Source organism: Marininema halotolerans (assembly GCF_900116235.1).
In the GTDB taxonomy this organism is placed as follows: Bacteria; Bacillota; Bacilli; order Thermoactinomycetales; family DSM-45169; genus Marininema; species Marininema halotolerans.
Genome location: NZ_FPAA01000001.1, coordinates 414,393 through 427,875, shown reverse-complemented (window position 1 = coordinate 427,875; position 13,483 = coordinate 414,393). Strand labels below are relative to the sequence as shown.

13 protein-coding genes are annotated in these 13,483 nt (G+C 45.7%); 10 read left to right on the top strand and 3 right to left on the bottom strand.

What is annotated here, in order from left to right:
• Positions 1-71 precede the first annotated feature (71 nt).
• Positions 72-305: a hypothetical protein gene (locus CHX35_RS02125; protein WP_091833105.1), complete on the top strand. Its 234-nt coding sequence runs from the start codon at positions 72-74 to the stop codon at positions 303-305.
• A gap of 27 nt (positions 306-332) precedes the next feature.
• Here the strand turns inward: CHX35_RS02125 and CHX35_RS02120 are convergent, their stop codons facing one another.
• Entirely contained in the window at positions 333-2,381 is a 2,049-nt protein-coding gene (locus CHX35_RS02120) for a transglycosylase domain-containing protein (protein ID WP_091833102.1), read from the bottom strand.
• A 286-nt stretch (positions 2,382-2,667) separates the two neighbouring features.
• On the opposite strand from CHX35_RS02120, the gene speE reads away from it, so the two are divergent.
• From speE to CHX35_RS02095, 5 genes are all read left to right on the top strand, one after another.
• A complete protein-coding gene (gene speE / locus CHX35_RS02115) occupies positions 2,668-3,504 on the top strand; it encodes a polyamine aminopropyltransferase (protein WP_091833472.1) in 837 nt (278 codons plus the stop codon).
• Positions 3,505-3,506: 2 nt separating this feature from the next.
• Positions 3,507-4,379, top strand: coding sequence for an agmatinase (speB, locus tag CHX35_RS02110; protein WP_091833098.1), 873 nt, complete (start codon positions 3,507-3,509; stop codon positions 4,377-4,379).
• 53 nt (positions 4,380-4,432) lie between these two features.
• Positions 4,433-4,858, top strand: a complete 426-nt coding sequence (locus CHX35_RS02105) for a YwiB family protein (RefSeq protein ID WP_176391828.1) — start codon at positions 4,433-4,435, stop codon at positions 4,856-4,858.
• 4 nt (positions 4,859-4,862) lie between these two features.
• Entirely contained in the window at positions 4,863-6,533 is a 1,671-nt protein-coding gene (argS, locus tag CHX35_RS02100; protein ID WP_091833092.1) for an arginine--tRNA ligase, read from the top strand.
• Positions 6,534-6,600: 67 nt separating this feature from the next.
• A complete protein-coding gene (locus CHX35_RS02095; protein WP_091833469.1) occupies positions 6,601-6,798 on the top strand; it encodes a XapX domain-containing protein in 198 nt (65 codons plus the stop codon).
• A gap of 80 nt (positions 6,799-6,878) precedes the next feature.
• On the opposite strand, the gene CHX35_RS02090 is transcribed toward CHX35_RS02095, so the two are convergent.
• Positions 6,879-7,691: an ABC transporter permease gene (locus CHX35_RS02090; RefSeq protein ID WP_091833089.1), complete on the bottom strand. Its 813-nt coding sequence runs from the start codon at positions 7,689-7,691 to the stop codon at positions 6,879-6,881.
• On the bottom strand, positions 7,688-8,683 hold the full coding sequence (locus CHX35_RS02085) for an ATP-binding cassette domain-containing protein (RefSeq protein ID WP_091833086.1): 996 nt from the start codon (positions 8,681-8,683) through the stop codon (positions 7,688-7,690). Before CHX35_RS02085 ends, CHX35_RS02090 begins: the two co-directional genes overlap by 4 nt.
• 338 nt (positions 8,684-9,021) lie before the next feature.
• On the opposite strand from CHX35_RS02085, the gene CHX35_RS02080 reads away from it, so the two are divergent.
• The 4 genes from CHX35_RS02080 to CHX35_RS02065 all read left to right on the top strand — a co-directional run bounded on the left by CHX35_RS02080 (position 9,022) and on the right by CHX35_RS02065 (position 13,219).
• The gene (locus CHX35_RS02080) at positions 9,022-9,741 is read left to right on the top strand and encodes a hypothetical protein (RefSeq protein WP_091833083.1); all 720 of its coding nucleotides are present in this window, start codon (positions 9,022-9,024) and stop codon (positions 9,739-9,741) included.
• Between the two features lie 174 nt (positions 9,742-9,915).
• A complete protein-coding gene (locus tag CHX35_RS02075) occupies positions 9,916-10,887 on the top strand; it encodes an AAA family ATPase (RefSeq protein ID WP_091833080.1) in 972 nt (323 codons plus the stop codon).
• Complete coding sequence (locus CHX35_RS02070; RefSeq protein ID WP_091833077.1) at positions 10,884-12,002, top strand: DUF58 domain-containing protein; 1,119 nt, start codon at positions 10,884-10,886, stop codon at positions 12,000-12,002. Before CHX35_RS02075 ends, CHX35_RS02070 begins: the two co-directional genes overlap by 4 nt.
• Positions 11,999-13,219 carry a DUF4129 domain-containing protein gene (locus tag CHX35_RS02065; RefSeq protein ID WP_091833075.1) on the top strand — a complete coding sequence of 407 codons (1,221 nt, stop codon included), beginning with the start codon at positions 11,999-12,001 and terminating at the stop codon, positions 13,217-13,219. Before CHX35_RS02070 ends, CHX35_RS02065 begins: the two co-directional genes overlap by 4 nt.
• Positions 13,220-13,483: the final 264 nt, after the last annotated feature.

The following is a 13,483-nucleotide window of genomic DNA, read 5'->3' as shown; positions in this document are numbered from 1 at the left end:
TTTTTTGGTTTCTTTTTTGGATGGGGAGCCCCCTTTTTTCGCAACCTATGAGAAAAGGGAGGCGATCCTGTATGACTAATCAATTTACGAGTGATGACCATTTCGCCCGCCATGGGGGTGTACACTTTTCCCCAAATGCCTCGGCTGAAGAAATTAATCAGTTTGTAAATGAAATGCCAGTCGATCAACGGGATAGTTTCTATGAAGTAATTAAGAGCTTATCTGATCAAGGGTTAATCACGTTACACAATGATGGCATTTTGGCAGATGGGGAAGGTCAGGTCGGGGGAAGTAATGATTGTTAGGTTGAAAGAGAAAAATGGTGGAACGGACTATCCGTTCCACCATTTTTTGATGCGTTCCCAGAGGGAATGGATCTTTTCACGAGAAGAACCCGAGGGGGTATGCGCTGAGCAAAGCTGAGTGGGCTCGCTTCCCTGAAGAAACCATACCTTCTCACGTTGCGGACAAGCTGAACTTGCTAAACTCCCAGTCATGGGGTCGACGATTGCAGAAGTAACGCCTTTTGGAGGTGAAAAATGGGTTACTGGTGTATGGGCAAGGGCCTCTTTCATGTAACTTCCCCAAAGGGAGTGGGTTATGCGGGAAGTGCCAGCAGGAATGCGTTTCCCTCGGTCATAACCCAGCCAAAGGGTGGTTTCTAGCTCAGGAGTATACCCTGAAAGCCAGGAATCCCATTCGGTACTGCCGGTTTTACCAAAGACGGGTCGAGCAATCATCCTTTGAACACTGTGTGCGGTTCCCCCTGGTTCAAAGACCTTTTTTAATAATTGAGTCATGACGAAGGATTCGGCTTTGGGAATGATGGGGGTGGCACGGTGGATGTGACGCCCGATGGTACGACCCTCTGCATCAATAATATGATCAATCCCATAAGGAGCGTTTTGAACCCCACTATTGGCTAAGGTTGCATAAACCTTGGCCATTTCCATGGGTTGTACAGGGCTGGTTCCCAGCGCGAGAGATGGGACGGCTTGCAAGGGACTTTGAATTCCCATTCGGCGACCCAGGGAGGTTGTTTGCTGGGCATCCGTTTCTAAGAGGGTATGGACGGCGTAGATGTTGTCTGAAGCTGCGATGGCTTCTAACATGGTAATGGGCCGATGGAAATAATGATTGTGATAATTGGTCGGTGCGTACGTTTCTCCATTAAATTGAAACGCCGTCGGCTGGCTGTTGAATCGGGTAAGGGGAGTATAACCTTGTTCCAAGGCTGCCAGGTATAAGAGAGGTTTAAAGGTGGATCCGGGTTGACGGTGGGCAAAGACACGATTGAATTGTGACTGATGATAATCGCTGCCCCCAACCATGGCTAAAATGGCTCCTGTTTTTGGATCCATGCTCACCAGGGCGCCTTCCATTCCTCTTGGTATATAACGAGCAAACGCTTTTTCTGCAGCATGTTGGCGGCGAGAATCTAGCGTCGTAAATATTTTCAATCCACCACTTCGCACTTGCGATTCACTAAGGCCATATTCTTTTATCGCAGAATGAATCACATAATCGCGAAACCAAGGCGCACGTGCAGGAGTGGGTTGAGGTGGCGGGCCATAGGTAAGGGAGGCCTGTTTTGCTTGGGTGGCTTGTTGGCGAGTGATGGCTCCTGTTGATACCATGCGATCCAATATCAATTCTTGCCGTTTTTTTGCACGTACTGGGTTACTAAGGGGAGAATAATAGCCTGGACCACGGGGAATCCCTGCTAACATGGCACTTTCCGCCAGTGTAAGGGATTGTGCCGGTTTATGGAAATATAGGTGGGAGGCCCGTTCAACGCCATAGGCCCCGTGACCATAGTAAATTTTGTTTAAATACATTTCCAAAATCGAAGGCTTTGTAAAGTGAAGTTCCAACTGGGTCGTAAGAATGGCTTCCTTCCATTTACGACTCCACGTCCGGTCATGGGTAAGATAGAGGTTACGGGCGAGTTGTTGCGTAATGGTGCTGGCCCCTTGAGCGACTCTTCCTTCTTTTAGATTCACAAGCGTTGCTCGAAAAATCCCACGAAGTGAGAAACCGCGATGCTCAAAGAAATGTTGGTCCTCTGCAGCAAGTGTCGCATTAACTAGTGACCGAGGAAGTTTACCAAGATGGACAAGATCCCGATGCTCCCCTGCATCCAACTGATCCAGTACGTCTCCCTCTCGATCAACGAGTTGGGTGGTGATACCAATAGGTGGGGGAGGAAGTGGACGCGATTTCAAATAGAGAAGGGTGACTAGGATGATCGCAGCTGAAGTAATAAGAGCGATACCAAGGAGCCGTAGTAGTTTACGTCCGAGGTTCCACCAGTGGGCTAAGGGAATCTCTTCCCATCCTGCGGGATCGGGTGGTAGTGTGCGGTTGATTTGATCTCCCATCGGTTCGGCCCCCTCTTTACTAAAGGATAGCGTGCGGGGTTCAAATTCCCCCTCACTTGGTAATCCTTGTTAGTATGAGAACGGATTTCTGATGTTATGCGGAAGAAGTTAAGGAATGATTCCAATTGACCAAGATCGAGAGAGAAAACCTTTGTTGATAAGGTTGCAAATTTCGTTAAGGAACATGATTGTCTGCTTGGTTGGATTGCTTTATTCTATAGGAAGGTTCTTATTGGGAGCGTGGCATCACGTTGGACCCACATGAAAAGGAGATAGGATCATGGACATGGAATTATGGTATACCGAAAAACAAACGCCAGATCACGGCATAACGAGTAAAATCTCACGTACGCTGCATCATGAACAAACGGATTTTCAAAGCATGGATGTAATCGAGACCAAAACCTTTGGTCGGATGTTGATCTTAGATGGAATGGTCATGACAACGGATAAGGATGAATTTGTTTATCATGAGATGCTAACCCATGTGGGAATGTCTACACATCCAAACCCAAAGAAAGTGCTAGTTGTCGGCGGTGGAGATGGTGGGGTTATCCGTGAAGTTTTAAAGCACCCTTCGGTGGAAAAAGCCGTTTTGTGTGAGATTGATGGGCGTGTAATCGAGGTATCACGCGAATATTTTCCTGCCATTGCCGGAGCGCTCTCTGATGAACGGGTCGATATCCAAGTCGCCGATGGCATTCAACATATTGAAGCTCATAAAGGAGAGTACGATGTGATTTTGGTGGATTCCACGGAGCCTGTTGGTCCCGCGGTGGGTCTATTCCAAAAACCCTTCTATCAAGGAATATATGAAGCATTGAAACCCGATGGCATCATGGTTGCCCAAACGGAGTCCCCATGGTTTAACCGAGAGTTGATCGCTCAAGTCTATCAAGATATTTCTGGGATCTTCCCAGTCGCTCGTCTCTATACAGCGAGCATTCCAACCTATCCAAGTGGTCTATGGAGCTTTACGTTGGGTTCCAAAGGAAAAGACCCTCTCGATGTTGAAATGTCCCAGCTCCCTGAGTTGGATACGAAGTACTTTCAACCCGACCTCTTCCATGCACTCTTTAAATTACCTCGCTTTGTTGAGGGGTTAACACAAGGGGAGAAGTGAGCATGCGTTTTGATGAAGCCTATTCAGGCAACGTGTTTATCGGGGCAAGCACCGATTTAGAGAAGGCGAGCACGGTGATATATGGTATGCCAATGGATTGGACGGTCAGTTTTCGTCCGGGGTCGCGGTTTGGACCTAAACGTGTGCGAGAGGTTTCCCTCGTGCTAGAAGAATACAGCCCGTATCTTCGCAGAGAATTGACGGATGGGACCTATTATGATGCAGGAGACATTCCCCTCGCTTTTGGAAATCCGGAGAAAAGTATTGCACAGATCGGTGAATTTGTTGCAAGGGTACTTGAGCAGAAGAAAATACCCTTGGGGATCGGTGGCGAGCACTTAGTAACTTGGCCAGTTGTGCGCGAAGTGTACAAGCAATACCCTGATCTAGCCATTATTCATTTGGATGCCCATGCGGATTTGCGTACGGACTATGAAGGCGAAGAGTACTCCCATGCAACCCCTCTTCGCAAAATTGCGGAGCTCATCGGTGAAGAGAATGTGTACCAGTTTGGGATTCGCTCGGGAACAAAAGAGGAGTTTGAATATGCCGAGCAGGGAGGCATTCATTTTCACCCTTTTGAGGTCCTTTCTCCATTACAAAAAGCCCTTCCACAATTGGCAGGGCGACGGGTCTATGTAACCGTGGATATTGATGTACTTGATCCGGCTTATGCCCCAGGGACAGGTACCCAAGAGCCTGGTGGAATTAGTTCACGTGAATTGATAGCATCGATTCATGCGATTGCAGGCTCGGATGTGCAAGTGGTCGGTGCTGATTTAGTCGAAGTGGCTCCAGCCTATGATCAAAGTGATCAAACAGCGATTGTGGCGGCGAAGGTGATCCGTGAAATGTTGATCGGATTTTTTCGATAATGAAGAGTGCACGGGGTAAATGATCGATTAAAGAAAGGAGTCGACGTGGAAAGGTGAAACCTGTACAATTAGCGATTCATTCCACAGTCCATTCCTCTGAAGAAGGGGACGGAGAAGTCATTGAGCAACAATTAGAAGGGTCCTTTGAAGAAAGAGACCGCTATTGGGTACTGAAATATAAAGAAGGATCCAAAGAGTCTTCTGATCAAGTACAAACGACAGTAAAAGCCGGTAGTGATGAGGCAATTGTTATTCGGCAAGGGGTAGTCAATTACCGTCAAACGTATCGTTTGGATCAAAAAACCTATAGTCGCATTGAAATTCCGGGTGGCGTTTCTGAAACGGAAGTAGAAACCCTTGAATATGATCGAGAAAAGGAAGACGATGGGGGAAACATTCGCTTATCCTTCCGTTTAGCGATGGGTGGCGAAGCGATGGGCTCATATCTACTTCATATTCAATGGAAGGAGGAGGCTTAATAAAATGAATATCTTGGAACAGATGAAAGAGAACTTAAAACAAGAGATTCGCCAGGCTGTGATCCGAGCAGGGTTGGCTGAGGAGAGTCAGTTACCTGATGTGGTACTCGAAGTTCCTCGTGAAAAGGCACATGGGGATTTAGCAACCAATATGGCTATGCAATTAACCCGAATCGCACGTAAAAACCCTCGTCAAATTGCTGAGGCGATTGTTGAGGGAATTGATCGACGAAAAGCTCACATTCGGGAAGTAGAGATTGCAGGTCCTGGTTTTATCAATTTCTTTGTGGACCGTTCTGTGTTGACAGAAGTGGTTACCGATGTGATAAAGCAAGCAAATGACTATGGAATATCCAGTGCTGGGCAAGGGCAAAAAGTGCTCGTGGAGTTTGTGAGTGCCAATCCTACGGGGAGTCTTCACCTTGGTCATGCCCGGGGAGCTGCCTTTGGGGATGTTCTCTGTCGAGTGATGGAGCGGGCCGGATTTGCTGTTACCCGTGAATATTACATCAATGATGCAGGTAACCAGATCCATAATATGACCCTCTCCCTGGAAGCGCGCTATCGGGAAGCCCTACAATTAGAGTCGGAGTTCCCTGAGGATGGTTACCGGGGGCGCGATATTATCGAGATGGCGGAGCAATTGGTTAAAGATGAAGGGGACCGCTTCATCCAGTTGGATGCGGAAGAACGGTATCAGATCTTTCGCAAGTATGGCCTTGAACGGTTGCTAGAGAAAATCAAAGAAGATCTTGCGAAGTTTCGGGTGCACTTTGATAGTTGGTTCTCTGAGACAGCGCTCCATCAATCCAAGGCGGTAGAGGAATCCCTCAACGAATTAGAGCGTCTAGGAAAAACCTATGAAAAAGATGGCGCCATATGGTTGAAATCGACGGACTATGGTGATGATAAGGATCGGGTGTTAGTCAAACAAGATGGTTCTTATACCTATATTACACCGGACATTGCTTATCATCGCGACAAGTATAATCGGGGATATGATCGGATCATCGATATCTTTGGTGCGGATCATCACGGCTATATTCCACGGATGAAAGCAGCGATGAGCGCCCTCGACTTTGACCCGGATAAACTGACCTTCCTAGTTACTCAGATGGTCAAGTTATACCAGGGTGGCGAATTGGTTAAAATGTCGAAACGGACGGGTAAAGCGATTACTCTGGTGGAATTGATGGAAGAGGTGGGGGTAGATGCTACCCGTTACATCTTCGCCTCCCGCAGTTCCGACTCGCATCTTGATTTTGATATGGATCTGGCAGTTACCCAATCCAATGAAAATCCTGTGTTTTATGTTCAATATGCCCATGCTCGAATCAACAGTGTTTTCCGCCAGGCAAAAGAGCGCGGATTGACTGTGCAATTTGATGAAGAAAGCCTCTCAGCTTTAATACTGGAACAAGAATATGATCTTTTGCAGAAGTTGGCTGAGTTTTCTAGTGAAGTGGGTACCGCTGCCGAGCAGATGGCTCCCCATCGCATCGTGCGCTATCTATTTGAACTTGCCGGTCAATTTCATAGCTATTACAATGCCCATCGAGTGATTCAAGAGGACGAAAAGGTAACGCGTGCCCGTCTTTCGTTATACCTTGCAACCGCTCAAGTATTGAAAAATGGGTTAAACCTCATCAGTGTGAACGCACCGGAAACAATGTAGTGTAGACATGAAGGAATGAAGGAGGAATACGAAGGGGAATCAGCGAGTTCTGTCCCCTTGAGAAATGATGAAAATTTATTTACTTTCGTTATTATCAGGTGGGATCGTCGGTGTACTCTTCGCGCTCCTTCGGCTCCCCATCCCTGCGCCACCAGCATTATCAGGGGTGTTAGGGATAATCGGTATTTACCTTGGATATCAATTGATCAGCTGGTTTGAGGGTGGAAAAGGCTTGATTCAATGGATTCAAGGATGGTTCACATAGACAAAAACCCGGATGAGGATTACCTCATTCGGGTTTTTTGCTGGATCATCGATTCGATTTGAGTGGGAATGGGGCAAGATTTATGTTCGGCGCATATAGGCGCGTACAGTGAGAGGGGCAAAGATCAGCACGATTACTGCCGACCCGATGAGAGAAATCATAAGATCCCAACCAATCACACCGGAGTTTGCTAATTCCCGAACCGCTGTCACAAGATGGGAGATGGGATTGATGTTGACAAACCATTGAAGCCAATCGGGCATGGTTTTGACGGGTACATACGCATTTGAGAGGAAAGTTAGTGGGAACAAAACCAACATGGAGATACCTTGAACACTGGATGCAGTACGCGCGATGACACCGAAAAAAGCAAAGATCCAACTAATAGCCCAAGAACAAAGGATTACGAGGAGACCTGCGATTGCCACATAGCCAATGCCCCCATCCGGTCGGTAACCCATGAGATATCCCATTGTGAAAGTGAGTACCGTTGCAATGGTGTATCGAATTGTGTCTGCTAGTAGTGCCCCAGCTAATGGGGAAATACGGGCGATAGGAAGCGATTTAAAGCGATCAAAAACTCCTTTATCCATATCTTCTCGTAACTGTACACCGGTTACGATGGATGTGGTAATGACGGTTTGCACGAGGATTCCGGGAATAATGACTGGCAAATAGTTATGCACATTTCCTGAGATCGCCCCACCAAAAATATAGGTGAACATGAGGGTGAAGATAATGGGTTGGAGGGTGACATCAAATAATTGTTCAGGAGTACGCCGGATCTTAAGAAGACCGCGATAGGCCATGGTTAAAGAGTGTCGAATCGTTTGTGTTACGCTTGTGTGGTTTTTTAGCTGATGGGTGGTCGGTGAAATGGTTGAACGACTCATGCGGACACCTCCTCTACATTCTTCGTTTTTTTAGATGATTCCTTTGATTGATCTTCACCGGTAATGGTTAAAAAGACTTCATCAAGTGTGGGTTTTTGCACACTCAACTCAGCGAGGTGGATGTTCGCCTCGCGAAGTGAAATTAATAGATCCGTCACGCGATCAGCATCTGTCATGGGTGCTGTAATTTTTCCATCGAGGGAAGACATCTTTGTTTGTACTTGAAGCACTTGTTCAATCCGCTGTCGGGCAACTGCCGTATCCTCTGGGTTTTTGATTTGCAAATGCAAGGTTGAATTCCCGATGGATGCCTTTAGTTCATCGGCTGTGCCTTCTGCAACCACTTGACCTTTATCAATCACAGCAATTCGATCCGCTAGTTCATCGGCTTCTTGTAAGTATTGCGTGGTTAAGAGAACAGTGGATCCCTGATCCACCAAGCGACGGATCGTCTCCCACATTTGATTCCGTGTGCGGGGATCAAGGCCAGTCGTTGGTTCATCTAAGAAGATCAGAGGGGGCTGTGCAATCAAGCTTGCTGCTAAATCCAATCGGCGTCGCATCCCCCCGGAAAAATGTTTTAATGGACGTCGTGCAGCTTCCGTTAATCCAAATTCCTCGAGCAAGTCCTTTGCCTTTTGCTTTGCTTCGGCACGTCCCAGTCCTAACAAGCGTGAAAAAATAATCAGATTTTCTGTCGCACTTAGTGATTCATCCACTGAGGCATACTGACCCGTCACGCCAATCAACTGCCTTACAATCTGCGGTTCCTTCACAACATCGTGTCCAAAAATTCGTGCCGATCCGGCATCGGGTTGTAGGAGGGTTGCTAGCATACGGATGGTAGTGGTTTTACCGGCACCATTTGGACCCAGTACACCATAGATGGATCCAGCGGGTACGGTAAGATCAACACCATTGACTGCGCGATTTTCACCAAAGGTTTTAACAAGTCCGTGAGCTTCTACTGCCCACTTATCATCGGTTTTCATAGGGTTCCTCCTCGAATCCTGTGTAAAAAAGTGGGATGCATAAGAGTAAGTAAACGCTCATTAAAGGGAGGTTCCCTTACTTATTTTCACTTCACTTTATTGTATGCCAATAGCGAACACTTCTTCCTTCCGCAGATTATTGTTAGTAGATAGGAACAATTTTCCTTAATTTGCGGGATGAACGAAATAGTAACATGGTAAATGAAGAAGTGGATTCAGTTTAGCATGAGGCTTAAGATCGCACATCCATCGAGAGGCGGAGTTTGGCTATAGCGAAGGGAGGAGCTTAGCTTGGATAATCGGTATAATTAGAATTAATTGAAGGAGAGTGAAAAGCGATGAGATATTTATTGATGGGTTTGATATTCATTATCCTCTGTGGATGTAGAGCAGAGGTTGATCAAGGCTTGCCCTATGAACTAGATGGAAGTGCAAGCTATGGTATGGACCAAGATAAAATTTATATTAATACTAATATTCTTAAGAATCGTCGCACTGTCAAAAATATAGATGGGATGTTTACCTTTCAGATAAATGGGCGCAGAATCGAAAAAAAAACGAAGAATCCCATAGTATATGATCAATTTGAGGGTAGTGAGATTGAACCAAAGCTCAAACGTCTACCTCCGGGGAAAAGTTATACGCTGTACATGACATTTCAAGGAGAGGCTAATGGAAAGAAGATTCGATTAAGGTCAAAGAAGATGATTCAAATACCTGGAATAAAAATAGATTATCAATGCAAGCCAGATAAAATCACGATTATTGCGAAATTAATTGGGATCGAACGCCAAAAGGGAAGTTGGGAATTAACAGTACATAATAAAAATGAAGACCCATATCCAGATGATCTAACCGATCCGACCATTGTTGATTTTTATCACAAAGAAGGCGTCGAGAGAACCGAACTAAGTGGAACACTAAAAAGACCGATCCGTGCTCCCTTCTATATCCAGGCATCCTTTTGGAAAGATGATGTTATGGTAGACTGGGTTTCGCCCTATGCCTATCGAAGGGTCGAGTTTGATAAAGACTGTAAGGAATTGTACCGATTTTAAATATTGGGTAAGTTTTATAATGGGAAAAATCATATGAAGAGCAAAGGTCGATTGCTATTAACTTGAGAAATATCTATACGGTGACACTTGCAAAACGAGCACTTTAGGTAAGAGTATAGTAAACTTAATAGATAATTATTTTAGTTTTATAAATTCAACAAGGGAGGATCATTAATGAATATTATTCAGGATTCAGCTAGAAAAATACAAGGCATTATGGAAAAGACGGTTATTGGACAAAAAGAAGTGATTGAAAAAATCTTAGCAGGACTTTTTGCTGGGGGACATATGTTGTTGGAGGATGTTCCGGGTGTCGGGAAGACCTTGTTAGCCAAATCGCTTGCAGTAGCAATTGGGGCGCCATTTTCCCGTATCCAGTGTACTCCGGATTTATTACCGAGTGATGTAACGGGCACCAATATCTTTGATCAACGGACGGGGGAATTTTCCTTTCGTCAAGGCCCTCTTTTTAACCCGTTAGTTTTGGTGGATGAAATCAATCGTGCGATTCCTCGTACCCAATCGGCTCTTTTGGAGGCGATGGCGGAGGGACAAGTCAGTATGGATGGAGAGACGCGAAAGCTTGCGACTCCATTTTTTATTATCGCCACACAAAACCCTGTAGAAACCCATGGTACCTTCCCATTGCCTGAAGCTCAACTGGATCGGTTTTTAATGAAGGTACAGTTGGGATACCCTGCTTTTGAAGAAGAACGCCAAATTTTTCGCCTTTCTCGTAAGGAAGTCGATCATGAAGCTTCCTTATCCGAGGTCGTTAACCTCGCTGATGTGATATCGGCTCAACAAGCGACAAAGAAGATACGCATCACCGCCGATGTAGAACGTTATTTGTTGGATCTTGTGCGAGCAACGCGGGAGCATGAAGAGATTCGTCTAGGGGTATCTCCTCGTGGTACAATTGCGCTTGGGTCGGCGGCACAGGCATTGGCAGGGATTCGCGGTCGCGATTATGTCATTCCGGATGATATTAAAACCTTAGCACCTTCAGTTCTTTCCCACCGTTTGGAGCTTACTTCATCCATTCGCTTAATTGAAAAGAGCAAGGAGGATTTGATTCAAGAAATTGTGGAACAACTGCCTGTACCTGTGGAGAATGACATTGCGGTGGAGACGACGAAGCGATGACCATTCTCTTATGGTTAGGAGGGATGATTGGTGTTTTTTATGGGTATGTGAAGCTTTGGGGTCGAGTGAGTAACAATGCTGTACAAGTAGAGTTACATATTCCACAGCAAAGGCTCTTAGAAGGGGACTTGTTAGAGATTCAGATCCGTTTAGTCAATCATTCTTGGCTTCCCATGCCCTATGTGGAGGTCAATCAACCTTTTCCACAGGGAATTGTAATGATAAGTGGTGAAGATCTTCTCGATCATCTTCGAATCTTGACCTACTTACTCCCCAAACAACAACTCATCCGAAAAATTACCTTGCAATGTTGCGAGAGGGGTCTTCATCGACTGGAAGGAACCGAGCTAAAAACGAGTGATGGTTTTGGTTTTAGCGAACAGCGCAATTTGGTTCACTCTAAAGGAAAAATTCTTGTACGTCCCCAACGGATTGTGCATCCAGGATGGAAGGTGATCTACCAAGAATTGATGGGGGAGAAGTCCATTCGTCGGTGGTATCAAGAAGATCCTTCACGGCTTGCAGGGGTGCGTCCCTATCACGTGGGAGATCCGTTGAAAAGAATTCATTGGTCTGCAACGGCGCGTACCGGTGAGATGATGGTGAAGCAATTTGAAACGACTTCTCAGAATCAGCTTTATCTTCTTTTAAATCAACAGTTTTTTAAATACCATCGTAGCGGTGCGATGAGTCGCCTTGTCGACTTTCAGTGCCGGCTTGCAGCGAGTGTGTTCGATTATGCTGAAGAAGATGGGCTTCATTATGGGTTGTATACCAATGGCAATTGGCAGGGGGTTCGGCCATTAAGGATCGCTCCTGGTAATAAGCCAGAACATTGGAACCGCGTCGAGGAAGCATTAGGGAGATTGCGGAATGGTGCCAACCTTCCCTTTGCAACCCTAATGGAGGAAGTGCGCCCACGAACACAACCCGGACTTGTGCAGGTGATTACGGCCTACTGGGATGACGATATCGCCAAGGCGTTAACCCGATGGAAAGAGGATGGTCATACCATCAACATTCTGTTTGTTATGGAAGAGGAGAGTGGCAAATTGCCTGTCACGGATAGGTTTAACATCACCCCCATCACGATCCCGAAGGAGGCATCCCCATGAATCGGCTACCCGATCGGATACAATTTCCATATCTGTTCAGTCAAGGGATAGTCGTTGTCCTAATATTTACGGAACTGATGGATGAGTCGATGCTTATCCTGTGTGGTGGGAGTTGGCTGTTCCTCTTTAGGAGTTGGTTGCAAAGGAAGGAGAGACATAGCTCTGCTGGGTGGGAATGGATCTTTGCCCTGGGAGGACTCCTCGCGGTATGGATGATGTTTGTATGGCGAGGTGAGGTTGAAGCGATCTCATTTTCAACCATTCTTTATGGTCTAGGTGGGGCCTGGCTATGGCGGCGTTTTGATGTGTTTTTGTCCCATCATATGGATACGGTTCACATCTATAGCTGGACAGAAACCTGGCAGGATATTTTATGGTTCATTCTTGCTGTCCCATTAGGCTTCATTTATCAGGTCGATGTGAAAGTAGGGATGGTGTATGTTCTTTTCGTAGGAGCGACGATCGCCCGACTGTATGCATTTTGGGAGATGACGCGTAGAAAGGGACAAGGAAAGGAAGCGAAGGGCGGGATATTTTCCTCGGTTCTTTGGCTTTGGGGGGCCATGATCGTCTTTATTCTCACGTTACTAAAATCCTTAGTGGCAACTTCGGTATGGATGAAATTCACATGGATGATGCGTTTCTCATTTATATGGATCTTTTATCATATCGGCGAGGTATTCGAACCGCTTTTTCAATCGGAGTATAAATTACCAAAAGGGAAGATGAAAGAACCTCCATCTTTTGCTGAAGACCTACCCTACACCTTTGACGAAAACATGATGGTGATAGTGTCCATCCTCCTGTTAATTCTTCTCGTCGTCTACTGGATCAAAAAACGCCCCCCACAAGAAAGGGCTGATAGTCAGCCAAAGCCTTCTTCTGCTGAAGAACTTCGGCAGTTTATTGGATGGGAGAGAAAAGCCTCCATCCAGAAGCGCAATGTGAAGGATTCTCCTACATGGATCAGGCGTCGATATCGAGAATACTTACTTCATTTGCGAAAGCAGGGAGAAAGGCGGTTCATTGGAGAGACCGCGAAGGAATTTGCCCATCGCATGGAAGGGGATTACCCTGGAAGTACCGAGTTGACAAACGTATATATGCAAGAGCGTTATGGAGAAAAAGAGATCGAGAGCCAACGGAATTATGTCACCCGTTTATTGCAGGCCATTATAAAAATGAAAAAGGGTTTTATGAAAAAGACCTGGAAGTAAGTATAAGAAAGAGAAATTATGATTTTTATGATATCAAGAAAGGGGAAATGTATAGTGGATGGTTTTTTTTATGTTTTGATTGCTTTTTTGTTTGTTTTGATTGGATACTATTTTTATTATCAGAAGAAATAGGTTGATTGATTTGACCGATATCCGTTGAAATAAACGCTTAATATGCCCTCATCCCCATCCTAAGTTGTTAGGGTCGGGTGAGGGCATATGTAGTTCATCTCAGAGTTTTTCATTATCATTGAGGAGTATACG